This window comes from Plesiocystis pacifica SIR-1 (assembly GCF_000170895.1).
Taxonomy (GTDB): domain Bacteria; phylum Myxococcota_A; class Polyangia; order Nannocystales; family Nannocystaceae; genus Plesiocystis; species Plesiocystis pacifica.
The window spans coordinates 88493-106008 of sequence record NZ_ABCS01000010.1; the positions used below are offsets into that span (position 1 = coordinate 88493).

At 71.3% G+C, this 17516-nt stretch carries 14 protein-coding genes; 10 read left to right on the top strand and 4 right to left on the bottom strand.

Annotation, left to right across the window (positions count from 1 at the left end):
• The first annotated feature begins 151 nt into the window (after positions 1-151).
• The 3 genes from PPSIR1_RS07280 (at position 152) to PPSIR1_RS07290 (ending at position 3091) form a co-directional block, all read left to right on the top strand.
• Positions 152-2212, top strand: a complete 2061-nt coding sequence (locus PPSIR1_RS07280; protein WP_006970366.1) for a tetratricopeptide repeat protein — start codon at positions 152-154, stop codon at positions 2210-2212.
• A gap of 121 nt (positions 2213-2333) precedes the next feature.
• Positions 2334-2723, top strand: a complete 390-nt coding sequence (locus tag PPSIR1_RS42065) for a SpoIIAA family protein (RefSeq protein ID WP_157595282.1) — start codon at positions 2334-2336, stop codon at positions 2721-2723.
• A complete protein-coding gene (locus PPSIR1_RS07290; RefSeq protein ID WP_157595283.1) occupies positions 2672-3091 on the top strand; it encodes a SpoIIAA family protein in 420 nt (139 codons plus the stop codon). Before PPSIR1_RS42065 ends, PPSIR1_RS07290 begins: the two co-directional genes overlap by 52 nt.
• Positions 3092-3144: 53 nt before the next feature.
• Here PPSIR1_RS07290 and PPSIR1_RS07295 read toward each other — a convergent pair whose 3' ends face one another.
• On the bottom strand, positions 3145-4455 hold the full coding sequence (locus PPSIR1_RS07295; protein WP_006970369.1) for a SulP family inorganic anion transporter: 1311 nt from the start codon (positions 4453-4455) through the stop codon (positions 3145-3147).
• A 178-nt stretch (positions 4456-4633) separates the two neighbouring features.
• Between PPSIR1_RS07295 and PPSIR1_RS07300 the strand changes: the two genes are divergently transcribed.
• Both PPSIR1_RS07300 and PPSIR1_RS07305 read left to right on the top strand, forming a co-directional pair.
• Positions 4634-5674: a sigma-54 interaction domain-containing protein gene (locus tag PPSIR1_RS07300; RefSeq protein ID WP_006970370.1), complete on the top strand. Its 1041-nt coding sequence runs from the start codon at positions 4634-4636 to the stop codon at positions 5672-5674.
• Positions 5675-5750: 76 nt separating this feature from the next.
• The gene (locus PPSIR1_RS07305; RefSeq protein WP_157595285.1) at positions 5751-6803 is read left to right on the top strand and encodes an Rpn family recombination-promoting nuclease/putative transposase; all 1053 of its coding nucleotides are present in this window, start codon (positions 5751-5753) and stop codon (positions 6801-6803) included.
• A gap of 13 nt (positions 6804-6816) precedes the next feature.
• On the opposite strand, the gene PPSIR1_RS07310 is transcribed toward PPSIR1_RS07305, so the two are convergent.
• The 3 genes from PPSIR1_RS07310 to PPSIR1_RS07320 form a co-directional block, all read right to left on the bottom strand.
• On the bottom strand, positions 6817-8286 hold the full coding sequence (locus PPSIR1_RS07310) for a hypothetical protein (RefSeq protein WP_157595286.1): 1470 nt from the start codon (positions 8284-8286) through the stop codon (positions 6817-6819).
• A gap of 211 nt (positions 8287-8497) precedes the next feature.
• On the bottom strand, positions 8498-9982 hold the full coding sequence (locus PPSIR1_RS07315) for a carboxypeptidase-like regulatory domain-containing protein (protein WP_045115545.1): 1485 nt from the start codon (positions 9980-9982) through the stop codon (positions 8498-8500).
• A 402-nt stretch (positions 9983-10384) separates the two neighbouring features.
• On the bottom strand, positions 10385-11113 hold the full coding sequence (locus PPSIR1_RS07320; protein ID WP_006970374.1) for a DUF1415 family protein: 729 nt from the start codon (positions 11111-11113) through the stop codon (positions 10385-10387).
• Between the two features lie 69 nt (positions 11114-11182).
• On the opposite strand from PPSIR1_RS07320, the gene PPSIR1_RS07325 reads away from it, so the two are divergent.
• From PPSIR1_RS07325 to PPSIR1_RS07345, 5 genes are read left to right on the top strand one after another with little or no spacing between them, the layout of a single operon-like run.
• Entirely contained in the window at positions 11183-13045 is a 1863-nt protein-coding gene (locus tag PPSIR1_RS07325; RefSeq protein ID WP_157595287.1) for a tetratricopeptide repeat protein, read from the top strand.
• A 14-nt stretch (positions 13046-13059) separates the two neighbouring features.
• Positions 13060-13845: a (2Fe-2S)-binding protein gene (locus PPSIR1_RS07330; protein ID WP_198154476.1), complete on the top strand. Its 786-nt coding sequence runs from the start codon at positions 13060-13062 to the stop codon at positions 13843-13845.
• Positions 13842-16196 (top strand): xanthine dehydrogenase family protein molybdopterin-binding subunit, encoded by a 2355-nt coding sequence (locus tag PPSIR1_RS07335; protein WP_006970377.1) that lies wholly within the window; start codon positions 13842-13844, stop codon positions 16194-16196. Before PPSIR1_RS07330 ends, PPSIR1_RS07335 begins: the two co-directional genes overlap by 4 nt.
• Positions 16196-17263 carry an FAD binding domain-containing protein gene (locus PPSIR1_RS07340; RefSeq protein WP_006970378.1) on the top strand — a complete coding sequence of 356 codons (1068 nt, stop codon included), beginning with the start codon at positions 16196-16198 and terminating at the stop codon, positions 17261-17263. Before PPSIR1_RS07335 ends, PPSIR1_RS07340 begins: the two co-directional genes overlap by 1 nt.
• Complete coding sequence (locus tag PPSIR1_RS07345; protein ID WP_006970379.1) at positions 17260-17514, top strand: hypothetical protein; 255 nt, start codon at positions 17260-17262, stop codon at positions 17512-17514. The genes PPSIR1_RS07340 and PPSIR1_RS07345 overlap by 4 nt, the downstream gene beginning before the upstream one ends.
• Positions 17515-17516 lie beyond the last annotated feature (2 nt).

A 17516-nucleotide genomic window follows, 5' to 3' on the forward strand; every position in this document is an offset into this window, starting at 1 on the left:
CGGGACGGGCCGGTCGAGAGGCGCCGTGGAGAGGGAGTAAATCGCATGAGGAAGCCCACGGGATGGGCACCCCGTCCACGGCTCGAGCGTCTCCCTCTGGCGACAGCCCGGGATCGGATGGAGGTTCTCGATGTTGGTAGAATCCTCCTCGATGGCCACTCGCGCCGCTCTGAGCCCCGCCTTGTTTCTCGCGTTGAGCCTCGGCCTGGGCACGGGGGCGCTGGTGAGCGCGTGCCAGGTGCAGCGCTCGACCGCGGCGCCTTGCTCGGATCCCCATACCTGCGCGAGCCAGTGTCAGGCGTCGAGCCCCGAGGCCTGCTTCGCCGGGGGGCGGATGTTCGCGGCCGGCATCGAGTGCGGCCGGGAGCCGGAGCGGGCGGCGAAGCTGTTCGAGCAGGCCTGTGACGCCAAGCACGTCGGGGGCTGCACCTACCTGGCGTCGAGCTACGAGTTCGGCGTCGGGGTCGAGGCCGATCCCAAGCGCGCGCAGTCCCTCTACGAGTGGGCTTGTGCCGAGCGCGACGGGCGGGCCTGCGTGGGCCTGGCGACCATGCTCCGGGGCAGCGACGCGGACGAGGGCGGGGTCGCCAAGCTCCTCCTCGATCGCGGCGTCGAGTACCTCGAGCGGGACTGCGCGCGGAACCCGGGGGAGTACTGCGGGAGCCTCGCGCTGCTCTACGCCCAGGGGCTGGGCGTGCGCGCGAGCCCGGCCCGAGCCCGGGATCGCTACGGCGACGCGTGCAGGGCGGGGGACAGCGAGTCCTGCGTCGCCCTGGCCGAGTTCGTGCGGGCCCAGGATCCCGAGCGCGCCGGGGCCCTCTACGACGAGGCCTGCCGGGAGGGCTACCTCTATGCCTGCGTCCAGCGAGGCGTGGGGCTGCTGCTCGCTCCGGGCGAGACCAGCGACGCCGATCAGGGCATCGCCTACCTGCGCAAGGCCTGCACCGCGGGCGAGCCCCGGGGCTGCGCGAGCTTGGCGACGGCCTACGTCTCGGGCATCGGCACGGAGGTCGACCTCGGCCAGGCCGTCGCGCTCTATGACCAGGCGTGCGCGGCCGGTGACGGCTACGCGTGCGGGAGCCTGGGGCTGCTCACCATGCTCGGCCGCGGGGTCGAGCGCGACCTCGAGCGCTCCGCGGAGCTGTTCGCTGGCGCCTGCGAGCAGGGCGAGGCCGTCGCCTGCGGCAACCTCGGCTGGTTGCACGTCCAGGGCGTGGGGCCGTCGGCAGAGCTCGCTGGCGGGGCGGAGCTGCTGGCCTACGCCTGCGAGGCCAACGACGCGAGCAGCTGCTACCGCATGGGGGTCGTGCTCGCCGAGACCGCGCCCGAGCAGGGCGAGGCCGCGGGGCTGCGCTACGCCGTGGCGGACGCCGTGGCTTTTTGGCGGCGGGGCTGCGAGCTGGGCAGCTCCGACGCTTGCACGGCGCTCTCGGTCTCGCTGATTGATGGCGGGGGCGAGGGCGGCGAGGCGAGCACGGAGCCGCTCGGGCAGGATCCGCGCGTGGCCGTCCAGCTCGCCCGCTACGGCTGCCAGGTGGGCAGCGCGGCGGGCTGCACCCTCGCCGGTGAGATCTTCGCGCTGGGCTGGAACGTCGAGCGCGACCGGGCCACGGCCGACGTCTACTTCCGCTACGCCTGCGAGCTCGGCGACGTCCACGGCTGCGAGGTGCTGGCGACCTGGAGCGGGGACGAGGCCGAGGTCCGCGACATGTGGGGCCGGGGTCGAGCCCTGCGCGAGGCGGCCTGCGAGGGCGGCCACGTCGGCGACTGCATGGTCCTCGGCGCCTACTACGTCCGCGGCCTCGGGATGGACAAGGACTTCGCCAAGGCCGTCGAACTCTACGCCCAGGCCTGCACCGCCGGGGCGACGCTGGCCTGCACCCAACAAGCGCAGATCCTCATGACCGGGACCGGCGTCGAGCCGGACTACGAGCAGGCCTTCGCCCTGTTCTCGGCGGCGTGCGAGGCTGGGGACGAGCTGGCCTGCACCTGGCTCGGGCTCGCCTACCAGCGCGGGCGCGGGGTCGAGGTCGACGCGGCCAAGGCCGCCGAGCGCTACGTCCGGGGCTGCGAGCTCGGCTACTCCTTCGGCTGCGTCGGCATGGCCAAGCTCCACGAAGAGGGCGCGGGCGTGGTCAAGAGCAAACGCAAGGCTCGGGAATTCTACGGTCAGGCCTGCGCTCTCGGGTCGACGAAGCACTGCAAGAAATAGGGTCTGGAAGCGGCTCAGGGGCCGATTGTGGAATTTCGCTACACGACCGCCCCGCGGGCGATCGGTATACTGATTGGGTCCTGCGCGGCGCGATTGGCCTCGTCGCGCGCGGACTCTCGCCATGGCTCATCGTGTCTATCGTTCCGACGACGGCTTGTTGTGCATGGCCATCGACGGGCCCGTCTCGTCGGCGGAGACCGCCGAGATCCGCGACCGCTTGCTCGTCGCGCTCGGCGACGGCGGCCCGCCCCTGCTGCTCATCGATCAGTCCAGAGCCGAGCTCGCCTTCAGCCGCGAGGCTCGCCGGGAGATGCAGACGGCCGCGGAGCTGCTGACCTGGGAGCGCGCCGCGATCTTTGGCATGAGCAACTTCAACCGGATGATCGGCCGCGTGGTCCTGGCCCTGGCGGGCAAGACCGAGTCGACCCAGTTCTTCGCCACCGAGGGCGAGGCGCGGGCGTGGCTGCTGTCTGCCCGGGACGCGAGCCGGCCCAGCTCGGGGGCGGGGTGAAGCACCAGGTCGCCCTCGACGACCAGGGCGTCGTCTGTGTGCGCGTCATCGGGCCGTCGACCCCCGCGGAGGTGACGGCCGTCGGCGATGCCATGCTCGTCGCCTTCGCGCAGAGTAGCCCCTGTCTGGTGCTCATCGACCTGGGCCAGGCCAAGCTCAACATCGACCGGGGGACACGCGAGGCGCTCCAGCCCTACGCCTCCAGGTTGGTCTGGGACCGCATGGCGGTGTTCGGCGTGAGCCACTTCAACCGCATGATGTTTCGAATCGTGCTGACGGTCCTCGGCATGGCCGGCAAGGCGCGCTTTTTCGACACCGAGCAGGGCGCGCGGGCGTGGCTGCAAGAGGCGCCCGCGCAGAGCGCTTGAGCGGATCGAGGAGTCAGGGACGACGCCTCGCCCTCCCTGCCCACGTCCACGACTCACTCGGCCTCGGGAGCTCCGCCGAGGCGCAGGCGATCGACGACCTGAGCCGCGAGCACCCCGACGACGATGCCGAGCTGGATCCCCTGGGTCAGGGTGACGAGGAAGCTGACGGCGAGCACGGCGAGCTGCCAGCGACCGGCGCGGCCGCTCTTCCACAAGCGCGCGGGCTCGCGCAGGTCGATGAGCCCGAACACGGCGACCATGATGATGGCCGCGAGCACGGCCTTGGGCAGGGGGCCGAACAGGGGCGTGAGCACCAGCAAGGTCGCGCCGACGACCGCGGCGGTGATCAGCCCGGCGAGCCGGGTCTGGGCCCCGGCCTGGGCGTTGACGGCCGTGCGCGAGAAGCCGCCGGTCACGGGGTAGCCGCTGAACAGGCCGGTGGCGACGTTGGCCGCGCCCAGGGCCACGAGCTCGCGGTTGGCGTCGACGCCGTAGTCCTGCTGGCGGGCGACGTTGTCGGCGACCGAGTAGGCCTCCATGAAGCCGATCAGGGCGATGGCGAGGGCCGTGGGCGCGAGCTTGGTGAGGGTCTCGAGCGCGCCGCCCATGCCCGCGGGGCGCGGCCAGGCGAAGCCCGGGAGCCCGGCCGGGACCTCGCCGACGGTGGCGACCGCGTGCTCGAGGCCGAGCCAGTCGAAGGCGAGCACGGCCAGCGATCCGACCACGACGACGATCAGCGCTCGCGGGGCGTCGGGGGTCGCGAGCTTGAGGGCGAGCAGGGCCGCGATCGCGCCGAGGCCGACGGCGAGGGTCAGGCCGTCGATGGCCTGGAGGTGGCCGAGGGCGTCGACGAGGATGACCTGGAGCTGCTGGCTGCGCTCGAGCTTCACGCCGAGCAAGGGGCCGAGCTGGGAGAAGCCGATGATCAGCGCCGCGGCCGAGGTGAAGCCGCTGATCACGGGGCGGGTCAGCAGCTCGACCACGAAGCCGGCGCGCATCAGGCCCAGGGCGAGCTGGATGCCGCCCGCGAGGATGGCCAAGAGCGCGGCGTAGGCGATGTAGGCCTCGCTCCCGCCCTCGGCGATGGCCCCGACGCCCGAGGCGACCAGGAGCGAGTCCATGGCCACGGGCCCGACCGCGAGCTGCCGCGAGGTGCCGAGGAAGGCGTAGACGATCAGCGGGAGCAAGGAGGCGTAGAGACCGACGATGGGGGGCAGGCCCGCGAGCATCGCGTAGGCCATGCCCTGGGGGACCAGCATCACGGCCGTGGTCAGGCCGGCGATGAGGTCGGCGCGGAGCTGCTGGCGCGAACAGCCCTCGGAGATCCCGAGGAGCTTGCACAGGGGGGCGAGCAGGTCGGTCATGCCCGCAGGCATTGCAGGCTCCGGGCCAGCTCGGGCCGGCCCTGGATGGGGCCTCCGAGGGCGCCTGGGCCTGCGCTCGCGGGGGCCGTTTCACCGCGCTGGAGCGGCGGTGCAACGGGGGCGAACGCCGTGCGCGGCGGGCATCGCTCGCGCCCCGAGTGTATGGTCGGGCCTGCCAGTGCCCGCCTCGACCCACAGTCCGGACCCCATCCCCGTCCCCGCCGCGCTCGAGGTCGAGGACTTCCACGGCATCGTCACGGTCTCGCCGCAGATGCGGGCCTTCTTCGAGCTCATGCGTCGGGCCGCGCGCAGCGACGCGAGCATCCTCATCCGCGGGGAGACCGGCACGGGCAAGGAGCTGGTCGCGGCGGCGATTCACCGCTTGTCGCGACGTCGCAACCAGGCCTTTCAGGCCATCAACTGCGCGACCTTGACCCCGGAGCTGGCGGCCTCGGAGCTGTTCGGGCACGTGCGCGGCGCGTTCACGGGGGCGATCCGCGATCGCCGCGGCGTGCTCGCCCTCGCCGACGGGGGGACGGTCTTCCTCGACGAGGTCGCCGAGCTGTCCCTGGACATCCAGGCCCGCATGCTCCGCGTGTTGCAGGAGCGGACCTTCGTGCCCGTCGGCGGCACGGACCCGGTGTCCGTCGACCTTCGCCTCCTCGCGGCGACCAACAAGTCCCTGCGCGAGGAGCTCGAGGCCGGGCGCTTTCGCGAGGACTTGATGTATCGCATCCGCATCGTCCCGCTCTTCCTCCCGCCCCTCGTCGAGCGCGACGGCGACATCGAGGCGCTGACCTGGCACTTCATCGGCGTGTTCAACGAGCAGGCCAGGGCCGGGGACGAGCCCGGTGAGTCCGGTGAGCCCGACGACCTGCCGCCGCGCCGGCGCGTCGAGGCCATCGCCCCCGACGCCCACGCGCGCATGCTCGCCTACCCCTGGCCCGGGAACGTCCGCGAGCTCCGCAACGTGCTCGAGTACGCCTTCGCCATCGGGGAGGGCCCGGTCCTGACCCTCGACGAGCTGCCTCCGGAGCTCCGGGGGGAGCCGCCGCCGCGCAGCTCTCGGGCGTCCCACGGGATGAGCCCGGAGGACGAGGAGAAGGCCCGGATTCTCGAGGCGCTGTCGATCGCGGGCGGGCTCAAGAGCCAGGCGGCGGAGCTGCTCGGGATCAGCCGCACGACGCTGTGGCGAAAGATGCGAGAGCTGGGTCTCTGAGCCGAGTGGCCCGGCTGCTGGCCGGCCAGCTCGGTGATTGGACGATTTCATCGCTTCGTGTCAGGGCTGGGAGTCCGTGACCTCCCGCCCCCACGACGCCCTGTTCCGGGCGACCTTCGAGCACCCTTCCCACGCGGGGAGCCTGCTGCGCAGCGCGTTGCCCCGAGAGCTCGCCGCGCTCATCGACTGGTCGAGGCTCCGCCCCGCGGCCAACGAGCTGGTGTCGTCGAGTCTGGGCGAGCGGCGGACGGACCTGCTCTTTTCGACCGCGCTCGAGGGGCCTGGGGCCGGCGATGGGGCGCGGGTGGTCTACCTCCACATCGAGCATCAGAGCCGGGTGGACACGACCATGCCCTTGAGGGTCCTGGGCTACCGCGTGCGCATCTGGGAGCGCCATCGCAAGCGCCACGGCGGAGCCTTGCCGCCGGTGTTCTGCGTCGTGCTGAGCCACGCGGCGAAGGGCTGGACGGGGCCGCGGAGCTTGGTGGAGCTGTTCCCCGAACCAGTCCGTACGCTCGCCCCCATCGCCGCCCACCTGCCTCGCTGCCCCCTCATCGTGGAGGACCTGGGCCGCCGGGCCGACGCCGAGCTGCGCGCTCGCCATGCGCACCCGCTGCCGGCCCTGACCCTGTGGCTGCTCCGGGATGCCCGCTCCCCCGAGCGCCTCGTTCATCGGCTGCTCGACTGGCGGGATCAAATCATCGCCCTGCTCGACTATGACCACGGCGAACGCGACCTCGCTCAACTCCTTCGCTACGTGGCCCTCGTGGGTAGCGAGATGGACTTCGAGGAGTTCCACCGCTTCGTCGCGCACCACATCCCGGAGGTCGAGGCCATGACGATGACGATTGCAGAACAGCTATGCCGTGAGGCCCTTCAGCGCGGGCGTGAGCAGGGGCAGCGAGAAGGGCAGCGAGAGGGTCGTTTGGAAGGGCAGCGAGAGGGCCGGGCTGTCGGTTTCGAGGAAGGTCGAAGCCAAGTCCTCGTCCAGATGCTCGACTTCAAGTTCGGACCCCCCACCGTCCCGTGGACGGAGCGCTTGCGCCGATGCGAATCCACCAGCGTCGAGGCGCTCATCCAACGCATTTTGACGGCCACCTCAGCCGAGGAGGTATTCGCCGACGGATGAGCCCGCGACGACCTCACCAGTTGAGCACGATCATCAAATAGAGCCGCTGGCGAAGGCGCTCTCCGCTTATCTTGCGACCCCCGGACAGGTTGGCGACCACGACGTAGCCCAGGTCCGAGGTCAGGGTCAGCTCGGAGGTCTTCCACACGTGCCGAACTCGCATGTCGACCTCGTTGGCGGCCTTGCGGTTGCGGTTGTCGGGGTCGGGGGTTCCGATGGGGCCTTCCCCGGTGTCTCGCCATTGGCCGGTGGGATCCGCGAAGGCGAAGAAATGGTTGGCCGCCAGGAACTCGAAGGACTGCTTGGCCGAGGGGAGGGCGAGCTCGAACTTGGGTCCGATGAAGGCGTCGATCACGTTGCTCGCCCAGAAGCGGTCGCCCCACCCAAAGTGGCCGTGCCGCGCCATCCAGGGCGAGTAGAAGTCTCGGTGGATGTCCGCGTTGCAAACGACCGAGTCGTTCTCCGTGCGAGAGCAGCCGCCGCCGCTGGCGTAGTCGACCCCCAACCATCCGCCCGCGCGCATCTGCGTCCGCCGAGGGGGACGCGCGGATGGATCTTCGGAGTTTTCAGACGACGCTCCGCGCCCTCCGAGTACGGGCGAGCGGTAGCTGAGCTTGCCCATGGCCTGACCCGCGCGGTGGACTTGGCGGGCGGTGTTGTCGTACCAGCCGAGCTGCAGGTGGCCCTCCACGTGGTAGCGCAGGCCCTCGTAGATCTCCCCGTTGAGGGTGAGGTTGGGCGTGTAGATGTCGCGCTGACTCTCGGACAGCCCCGCTCCCCCGTGGGAGTGGTTTCCGAACACCCCGAGCTCGACGGTCGCGGCCGGACCGAAGGTCCAGTAGCCTTGGCCGATCCAGGTCAGCTCGAGCGCATCACCGAGGTGGTCGCCGAGGGACTGGGGGGCGCTCAGGAAGGGGTGGGCGAGGGAGCCTGCGAACATCCGCAGCCCGCCGCGCTCGCCTTCGAGGTGGAGGTGCAGTCCGTCCCACGAGCGCATGCCGGCGGCCCAGGGCGCGGGTCCGTACACGTGGCTGGTGCCCACGTTGAGCTCTTGCCGGCCCACTCGAAGGTGGAGCGCGACGGTGTCTCCGCCCTTCGTGGCCAGCGGGCTCGAGTAGTCGAGGTAGGCCTGGTGCAGTCCATCGCGCGCGGGACCGATGCCGCGGCCGCTCTCGCCCTCGCTGGTGTTCGAGTGGCCCATGGTGCGCGCGACCTGCGGCTCGATGCGCAGGCCCACGGCCCCCGCGTCGAAGCCCAGCCGGGCCCGCAGCCGCACGTGGTAGGCGTAGTTGGTCCAGTAGTCGCCGGGGACGCTGGCGCTGGTGCCGTCGACGCTGGTGGCATGGTCGAGCTGCGGTCGGGTCATGAACATCCCGCCCGCGACGATCCGCAGCTGCCGCGCGCGGACCTGCTCGAGGTCCGAAGGAGCCGGACGATCGGCCCCCTCGGGTGTCGCCTCGACGTAGGTCGGGGCTTCGACCACGCTGGGGGGGGGAGCCTCCGGCGTCGTCGGGGGGTCGCCCATCAACAACCCGAGGGTCGCACCTGCGAGCACCATGGCCAGAGATGGCACACCATGGACATAACGCGGGGCCCGAGGCCGCGGCAAGCGAACCACGAGAAAGGGCCCCCAACGGGGCCCCTCCACGCGTTGGCGATGGCGGCTCAGCCACGGCTGGCCGCCTGCGCCCGATTCACATCTTCGAGTAGGTCACGGCCCCGACGTCGTAGGTCTGGCCTTCCTTCATCTTGGTGGCGAAGCTCGGGATGTAGTTCGAGCGCCACTTGCCGTCGATCTCGACGGCGACGTTGTAGTCGCCCAGGGGGACGTTCTCGAAGGTGAACTCGCCCTTGTCGGTGGTGGTGCCCTCGAACTTGATCTTCGAGGTCGAGCAGGGCGAGCCGCTGCCGAAGATCTGCGGCGAGGGGCACATCTCGATCTTGGCGCCGGCGATGGCGGTGCCGTCCTGGAGGACCTTGCCGGTCACGCCGCCCGTGTGCGCGGTTCCGGCCGCGGGCAGGGTCGGGCCGGAGCCGACCACGACGATGTGGCTGACGTTGCCGACGAGCTCCATGATGGTGCCGGTGCCGTACTCGGTGGGCTTTTTGTCCTCGCCGACGACGCTCAGGCCCTCGCGGGAGGAGATCCACACGCGGTTTTGGCCGTCGAGGGCCAGGCCCTGGAAGCTGAGGCAGTCGAGGTCGTCCTTGCTCATCAGCCAGACCTCGTCGGGGTTGTTGGGGTCGAGGCGGGCGAGGTCGCACAGGCTCGAGGACACGGCGACCTGGCCGTTGGGCCCGAACTCCATCGCGGCGCTGTAGCCCATGAAGTTCTTCGAGTTGATGGCGATCTTCTTGACCTCGGCGCCGAACTGCACGAGCTCGCGGCTGGTCTGACCGTAGACGGTGCCGTCGGGGGCGGTGCCCAGGCGGAAGATGTAGGGGTTGTCGCCGAGGCTCGACAGGTCGACGGCCTCCCAGGCCTCACCGTTGCGCTTGAGCACGGTCTTGGACCCGGAGATCCAGGGCGTGCCGTCGCCGGCCACGGCCACGTCGGTGAGCATGTCGACGCCGTCGATCTTCTCCTTCTCGGTCAGCGTCCAGGCGCCGCCGGTGTAGTTGCCGACGCCCTTGTAGTTGACGGCCCACAGGTCGCCGCCCTTGACCATGGCGAGGTGGCTGACGGAGCCGATGTCCTTGTAGCCGAACTCGAGCACCTTCTCGAGCTTGCCGTCGGCGATCTTGTGCAGGCCCTGGTAGTCGATCAGGTAGACTTGGCCGTCGGGGCCGATGAACATGTCCGAGATCAGCTGGTTGTTGTTCTCGGCGAGCATCGACCAGGTGCCGTCGACGTCGAGCTTGGCGATGCCCTTCATGTTGACGGCGAAGTAGGCCGGGCCAGCGCCGGCGGCGGGGGCAGCCGCGGCGGCGGGCTTGTCCCCCTCGGCGGGCTTGTCCCCCTCGGCGGCGGGCTTGTCCTCTCCGGCCTTGGCGTCTCCGGCCTTGGCGTCTCCGGCCTTGTCGGCGTCGGCCTTGTCCTCGCCGGCCTTGTCCTCGCCGGCCTTGTCCTCGGTCTTGTCCGAGGAGCCCGACGTCTCGTCGGAGCCGCCGCAGGCGGTGCAGATGAGGCCGAGGGCCAGGGTGATGCCGGTGAGGCGTTGCGTGGCGAGCGTGGTCATGGGCGCATTCATGCCAGCGAACGCGCCCGAGTAAAAGCCCCGCGTGCTCACGTTTGATCGCCCTACCAGTCGAGCGCGCGAAGCTGTGAATCGGCATACATGGCGAGCAGGTGACGATCGGCGGGTTCATGCGAATCACGAGGCTCATCGACGCGCGCAGTGGTCTTTCGGTCGAGGACGCTGTCGCTACCCATCCCAAGTGACGCCGGCTGCTGGTTTTTCGCCGAAGGTGCTGGAGAAGCCGAGCGATGTCGGGATCTTGGCCCACAGCCCATCAAAAAGATGGGTCTTTTGCCAAAAGCGCAATGGACAACGTGGGCGTTTCGAAGACGCGACGCATGATGCCTGCGCTCCGATGGACTCCAACCGAGAGCGCCCAGTCTCCTCCGAGGCGCCAGTCGGCTACTCGAGTCCATACCGCCGGTTCCGCTCGTCGAGGACTGCGGCGACCGCAGCGTCGAGGCGAGCGAGGCCCTCGGCGTCGCCGAGGTTGCGAAAATTCTGCTTGGCGATGTCCGAGGACAGCTCGGGGTCGGGCTGAATCGAGCGGGCGAACAGGGCCGCGAGGGCCGGATCCTTGGCCTCGAGCTCCCGGAGCATGCGCTCGCGCGCGCTCGCCTGGGCCTGGGCCCGCACGTCCTCGAGGATCGTCGCGTTGACGCACTGGATCACCGGGTCGGGGCTGCGGCGTAGCAGGGAGACCAGCGAGTCACGGTTGAGCGGGCGGTCGGCGGGCGGGCGCAGCTCGGGGTGGAAGGCGACCATGAAGAATTCGCTCGGCGCGAGCGCGTCCCAGATCGGGCGGAGGGCCTTGAGGAATTCTTCGAAGCGAGCCGGGTCCCGCCACGGGTGCGCGGGCGGGACGGGGAAGGTGAGCAGCACGATCTCCGTGTCCGCGCGGGCCCGGATCAGCGCGGCGAGATCCTCCGCGACCTCGCGTGGTTCGACGCAGTCCTGGTCGTCGACGGCGATGTAGGTCGGCCGGTGGACGCGGCCGAGCTCCCGGGACCGACGGGCGAAGGGGCACAGGCCGAGGCCCTCGACGACCTCGACCTGGTAGCGCTCGTGGACGGCCTGAACCGCGGCTTCGCTGGGGGCTTGTCCCGCGGGCCAGCTGGACGGGCTCGTCATCGCGCCAGTTTACCGTTCTGGGGAGCGTTGGGCGAGGTTGTCTTCCAAGCTCGGGGTATGCTCGGCGCGGTGGGGGAGCCGTCAGGGGAGGCCGCGTCGACGCCGGCCGCGGACGCTGGGGCCGGGACTGGGGCTGAGGCGCCGCGGGACGAGCTGGGCCGGCTGCTCTCCCTGCTCATGTTCATCGCGGTGGTCTACCGCGTGGCCTACCACGCGACCTACCTCGGCGAGGTCCCCTTCGCCCTCGGCACCTTCTCCGACGGGGCGGTCTACGAGCAGGCGGCCCTCGACATCCTCGAGCGCCCGCCCCTGGGCACGCGGCCCTTTTACCTGCAGGGCGCCTACGCCTACCTGCTGACCCTGGGCATGGCGATCCGCCCGTGGTCGAGCCTGGGCCTCATCGTCCAGCTGCTGCTCGGCGCGGGGGTCTTGGTCCTCGTGCACCGGCGCAGCAAGTTGCTGTGGGGTCCGCGGGCGGCGACCTACGGGACGCTGGCGCTGCTGTTGCACCCGGGCCTGTCCTTTTACGAGAACAAGTACCTCTCGGCCGAGCTGGGGATCTGCGCGAACCTGCTGATGTTCGTGGCCTTCACCGGGGTGCTCATCGGCCTGAGCCGGGAGCCCGAGCGCCGGCTCCGGCGGGTGCTCGGGGCGAGCCTCGCCCTCGGTGCGGCTGCGGGGCTCGCCGTCCTCGCCCGGCCCAACATGATCCTCGCGGTGCCCTTCGCCGTCATGGCCGTGGTCGCGTGCCTGCGCGAAGAGGGGACGAAGGCGCGGGCGCTCGGAGTCGGCGCGCTGCTCTTGGGCTCGAGCCTCGCCCTCGCGCCCATGGCCGCGCGCAACTACGCGGTCACGGGCTACCCCGACGTCCAGCCCGTGCACGGCGGCGGGACCTCTTTTTTCATCGGCAACAACCCGAAGTCGAAGGGCGTGTGGAACGACGGCGGCCTGCTCAGCGCGCGCTTGGGCACGGAGAGCAGCGAGCTGGCCGAGGCCCTCGAGATCTCGACGGAGCTCGACGAGCGCGCGCAGGCCCGGGCGATCGGCGACGCGCTCTACGCCCGGGCGTTCGCGTGGATCGCCGAGAACCCCGGAGACTTCGCCCGCCTCGAGGTCCACAAGCTGTGGCTGAGCGTGGGCAACGATCAGCTGAGCCAGGACTACGACTGGCTCGGGGAGCGCGAGCTGATCCCCTGGGCCCACCGCGTGGGCGTCCCCTTCGCGCTGCTCGTGGCGCTGGGTCTGATCGGCGCTGGGGTGGTCTTTCGCCCTGGCGAGGGGCCGCGCTGGCGCCCCGAGGACGAGGCCCCGCTGCACGAGGCCTTCGCAAGTGTGGCCGGTCGCCGCGGCCTCGCCTGGCTGCTCGCGGGTCTGCTGCTCGCGCCGCTCGCTGCCAACTTGTTGTTCTTCACCTCCTCGCAGCACCGCCTGCCGCTCATCGTCCCGGCTGCGTTGGTCGCGGGCCCTGGGGTCGCGGCCGTCGTCGCCCTGCTTCGACGCTGGCGCGGGGGCGAGTCGGAGGCGGGCGGATCGCCGCGCGCTTGGCTGCTGGTCGTCGCCGTGCTCGTCGCGGCTCAGGGTGCCTGGCCGCGGACGCATCGCAGCGAACCCTCGCCGGTGCACTACTACAACCTGGCGATGGTCCAGGACGAGATAGGAGACCCGCGCGAGGCCTTGAAAAGTTTCGATCGGGCCATCGAATTGCGGCCAGAGCAGCCCTTGTTTCACATGCGTCGCGCCCACATGCGGATGCGCCTCGAAGACCTCGAGGGCGCACAGGAGGATTTGAATTTCGTATTCGACGCGGCCGCCGAAGCCGAGGCGAAGGGGCACCCCTTGCCCGATTGGATCGTGCAGCGGGCCCTCCTCGATCAGGCGAGCGTGGACTTCGCTCGGGAGCACCCGGAGGCCCGCAGGCGCATCGGGCGGTGATACCCTCCCGGCGCATGGTGGACTCGAAACGCATGGGTCGTCGCGAGCGCGGCGGCTCACCATCGGAGGGCGAGGGCGCGGGCGAGGGCCTGACCCGGCGCGGCCTCTTTCGACGCCTGGGTGTCGCTGGTACGGCGGCCGCCCTGGTCAACTCCAGCTGCAAGGTCCAAGACGGCGAGCTCGAAGCGCCGGCCGTCGACCTGGGCCCCGACACGAGCGGCGCCTTTGGCCTCGACGCAGCGCCGCTGAACTTCACCCTCGACGGCAAGGCCGTCGACACGAAGGCCGAGGCGCGCACGACCTTGCTCGAGCTCCTGCGCCTGGACCTCGACGCGACCGGCACCAAGGTGGTCTGCGACCGCGGAGCCTGCGGGGCGTGCATGGTCCTCGTCGACGGCGTCGCCCGGAACAGCTGCATGCTCTTGGCCCACGACGTCGCCGGGGCCGAGGTGACCACGGTCGCCGGCCTGGGCGCGAGCGGGGAGCTCAGCGCGCTTCAGCAGGCCTTCGTCGACCACGACGCCCTCCAGTGTGGCTTTTGCACCTCCGGCATGCTGATCAGCGCGAGCGCGCTGCTGCGCAAGGGCGGGGGTCCGGGCAAGGCCGCGGGCATGACCGCGGCGCAGGTCGAGGACGGCCTGGCCGGGAACCTGTGCCGCTGCGGCACCTACCCCCACGTCGTCGCGGCCGTGCTCTCGGTCGCCAAGGGCGAGCGCGTCGATCGGGTCCCGACCGAGCGCATCGCCCTGGGTGAAGACGGCAGCAAGCCGGCGCGCGCCCAGAAGGGCGGTGCGGCGTGAGCACCAAGGTCACCCTCTCCCTCGGCTACGGCAAGCAGCTGTCGAAGCAAAAGATCGAGGTCCCCGACGGCGAGCCCAAGCCCTGGGACGCGACGGTCAAGACCAAGGTCGTCGGCCGGGCCGTGCCGCGCATCGACGGGCCGCTCAAGGTCAGCGGCGAGGCCCGCTACACCCACGACGTGCGCGTCGAGGGCATGCTCCACGGCGCCATCTTGCGCTCGCCCCATCCTTGCGCGGTGATCCAGTCCATCGATCTGAGCGGCGCCGAGAAGGCCCCCGGGGTCCGGGCGGTCCACGCCATGGCCAAGGCCGGCGACCGGATGATCTTCGCCGGCCAGGACATCGCCGCCGTCGCGGCCGAGCGCCCCGAGCAGGCCCGGGCGGCGCTCGAGGCCATCGCCGTCGAGTATGAGCTCCAGCCCTTCGTCGCCAGCACCCGCGGAGCCATGCGTGACGGCGCGCCGGTGGTCCACGCGGCCGCCGTCGAAGAAAAGCGCACCGGCGCCGACGAGCCCGGGGCCGAGAAGGCCGCGGGCAGGCTTCAGGGCAACATCCGCCCGGGCCGCAGCCAAAAGCGCGGCGACGCCAAGCGAGCCTTGAGGGCCGCCAAGGCCAGCTTCGAGGCCACCTACGAGACGCAGTGCCACACCCACAGCGCCCTCGAGACCCACGGCCTGATGATCCGCTGGGAGGCCAAGGACGCGGTCACGGTGTGGGCGTCGACCCAGGCCATCTTCGGGGTGCGCGACGAGGTCGCGGCCGTGTTTGGCCTCGAGCCCGCCAAGGTCCGGGTCATCACCGAGTTCCTCGGCGGCGGCTTCGGGGCCAAGTTCGGCGCCAACGCGCCGGGCTCGGCCATCGCCAAGGCGGCCGGCGAGCTCGCGCGCACGGCCAAGGCGCCGGTCAAGATCATGCTCGACCGCCAGGAAGAGCACCTGTGCACCGGCAACCGCCCGGACTCGATCCAGACCGTGCGCCTCGGGGCCAACCCCAAGACCGGCGCGATCACGGCGATCCACGTCACCGCCCACGGCTCCGCCGGCATCGGCACGGGCGCGGGCGTGGGCCGCAACGCCTCGGCGATCTACACCAAGGTCCCCGACGTGCTCGTCGAGAGCGCGGACGTGTTCACCCACGCCGGCCCGGCCGTAGCCTTCCGCGCCCCGGGCCATCCTCAAGGCGCCTTCGCCATGGAGTCGGCCATCGACGAGCTCGCGCGCCAGCTGGGCCGCGATCCCATCGACGTGCGCCTGGCCCACGACACCCACCCCGTGCGCCGCTGGCAGCTCGAGCTGGGCCGCGAGCGCTTCGCCTGGAACGAGCGCCGCCGCGAGGCCGCCGACCTGCGCAGCCGCAACACCCGGATCCGCCGAGGGGTCGGCTGCGCGGTGTCCATCTGGGGCGACTTCGGGGGCCCCGACGCCCGCGTGACCGTGTCCGTGGCCCGCGACGGCAAGGTGGCCGTCAAGTGCGGCGTCCAGGACATCGGCGGCGGCATCGGGACCGTCATGGCCCAGGTCGCCGCCGAGGTGCTCCAGCGTCCGCTCGCTGACGTCCGCGTCGACATCGGCGACAGCGCGTTCGGGCCCGGCGTGGGCTCGGGCGGCAGCAAGACCACCTCGTCCATCGCCCCGGCCGTGCGCAACGCCGCCGAGGCGGCCAAGGCCGAGCTGGCGATGATCGCCTCGCGGGCCCTCGAGGGCGCGTCGGTCAAGCGCCTCAAGTGGACCGAGAAGGGCGTCGGCGTCGGTCGCCAGACCCTGAGCTGGGCCGAGCTGTGCAAGGCCATCGAGGGCGAGGCCGTCGTCGCCACCGCCTCGCGCCCGCGCACCTACGGCGCCTTCCCCAAGTCCTTCCCGGGCTACCCGACCCCGCAGATCGCCGGGGCCCAGTTCGCCGCCGTCGAGGTCGACACCTGGACCGGCGTGGTCCGCTGCTCGGAGATCCTCGCCCTCCACGACTGCGGCCGGGTCATGAACGAGATGACCCTGCGCTCGCAGATCAACGGCGGCATCATCCTGGGCGTGGGCTACGCGCTCATGGAGCAGCGGGTCCTCGACCCGGGCCTGGGGGTTGTGCTCAACGCCAACCTCGAGGGCTACAAGGCCTGCGGCATCAAGGACTGCCCGGACATCTCGATCGTGCTCACCGAGGTCGCCAGCGGCAACAACTCGACGGGCAGCTACGGCATCGGCGAGCCCGCGACCATCCCGACGGCGGCGGCCATCGCCAACGCCGTCGGCGACGCCCTGGGGGCCCACGTCCGCTCCCTGCCCATCACCCCCGGCAAGGTGCTCGAGACCCTCGAGGCCGCGGCCAACTCCAGCTCCAACTCCGAGGCAAGCAAGTGATGCGACCCTTTGCGCTCATTCGTCCCGAGTCCCTGACCCAGGCCCGCGATCTGGTCGTCGCCAAGCCCGAAGGTCGAAGCTTCCGCGCCGGCGGCATCGACCTGATGGATCGCATGAAGGAGGGCCTCGACGACCCCGAGCTGCTCGTCGAGCTCCGCGGCGTCGGCGAGCTCGCGGGGGTGACCGAGTCCGCGGGCTTCTCCCCCGCGACGGCCGACGGCTCCGTGCCCGAGAACCTGCCCTCCGGCGCGCTGTGGCGCGTGGGCGCGGCGACGACCCTCGCCGAGATCGCCGCCAACGAGGCGCTGCTCGACGGCGCCGCGGCGCTGGTCGAGGCCGCGAGCCAGGCCGCGACCCCGGGCATCCGCAACACCGCGACCGTGGGCGGGAACCTGCTCCAGCGCCCGCGCTGCTGGTACTACCGCAACCGCGAGCTGGTCTGCCTCAAAAAGGGCGGGGACATGTGCCTGGCCATCGCCGGGGACAACCGCTACCACGCCATCCTCGGCGGCGGGCCGAGCTTCATCGTCCACCCCTCGAGCCTGGCGACGGCCCTGGTCGCGCTCGGGGCCACGGTCGGCACCTTCCGCGGCGCCTCGGCCGAGGACGCCATCACCCCCGGGCGCGTCCTGCCCATCGAGGAGCTGTTCGCCGGGCCCAAGACCGACCCGACCCGAGAGCACGTGCTCGAAGACGGCGAGGTGCTCGAGGCCGTGCTCGTGCCCAAGGCCGGCGCCGAGATGCGCTCGGCCTACGGGGCCGTGCGCGAGAAGCAGTCCCACGACTGGCCCCTGGTCGAAGCCGCGGTGCGCATGCGCGTCGACGCGGGCGTGATGAAGGACGTGCGCGTGGCCCTGGGTCACGTCGCGCCCGTCCCCTGGCTCAGCCCCGAGGCCGCCGAGGTGCTCGAGGGCCAGGCCCCCGACGCCGAGCTGTTCGCCCGCGCGGCCGAGGCCGCCGTCGCCAAGGCCCGCCCCCTCGACGGCAACGGCTACAAAGTCCCCATGTCCAAGGGCCTGCTCCGCGAGGTCCTCCATCGCGCCTCGGGCCTCGCCCTGCCCGAGTGAGCCCGCACCCCACCCTCGAGGAGCCCACCGCCATGCCCGACTTCATCCGCGTCGACAAGTCCCGCCCCGTCTGCAAGCACCTGCGCACCAAGGCCCTGCACGCCTACGGCCGGGAGACCCACGACGCCTTCCACACCAGCCGCTCGAGCGGCTACCAGTGCCTCAAGACCTGCTTCGTGACCGGCCCCGACCAGGGCCTGTGCGCGCCCGAGGAGTGCCAGCCCGGGCGCGGGTGCTTCGAGAAGCGCTAGGT

Coding starts and splice junctions, on each gene's coding strand:
- PPSIR1_RS07280 (WP_006970366.1), top strand. CDS start 152: ATGGCCACTCGCGCCGCTCTGAGCCCCGCCTTGTTTCTCGCGTTGAGC.
- PPSIR1_RS42065 (WP_157595282.1), top strand. CDS start 2,334: ATGGCTCATCGTGTCTATCGTTCCGACGACGGCTTGTTGTGCATGGCC.
- PPSIR1_RS07295 (WP_006970369.1), bottom strand. CDS start 4,455: ATGACCGACCTGCTCGCCCCCCTGTGCAAGCTCCTCGGGATCTCCGAG.
- PPSIR1_RS07315 (WP_045115545.1), bottom strand. CDS start 9,982: ATGACCACGCTCGCCACGCAACGCCTCACCGGCATCACCCTGGCCCTC.
- PPSIR1_RS07320 (WP_006970374.1), bottom strand. CDS start 11,113: ATGACGAGCCCGTCCAGCTGGCCCGCGGGACAAGCCCCCAGCGAAGCC.
- PPSIR1_RS07330 (WP_198154476.1), top strand. CDS start 13,060: ATGGTGGACTCGAAACGCATGGGTCGTCGCGAGCGCGGCGGCTCACCA.
- PPSIR1_RS07340 (WP_006970378.1), top strand. CDS start 16,196: ATGCGACCCTTTGCGCTCATTCGTCCCGAGTCCCTGACCCAGGCCCGC.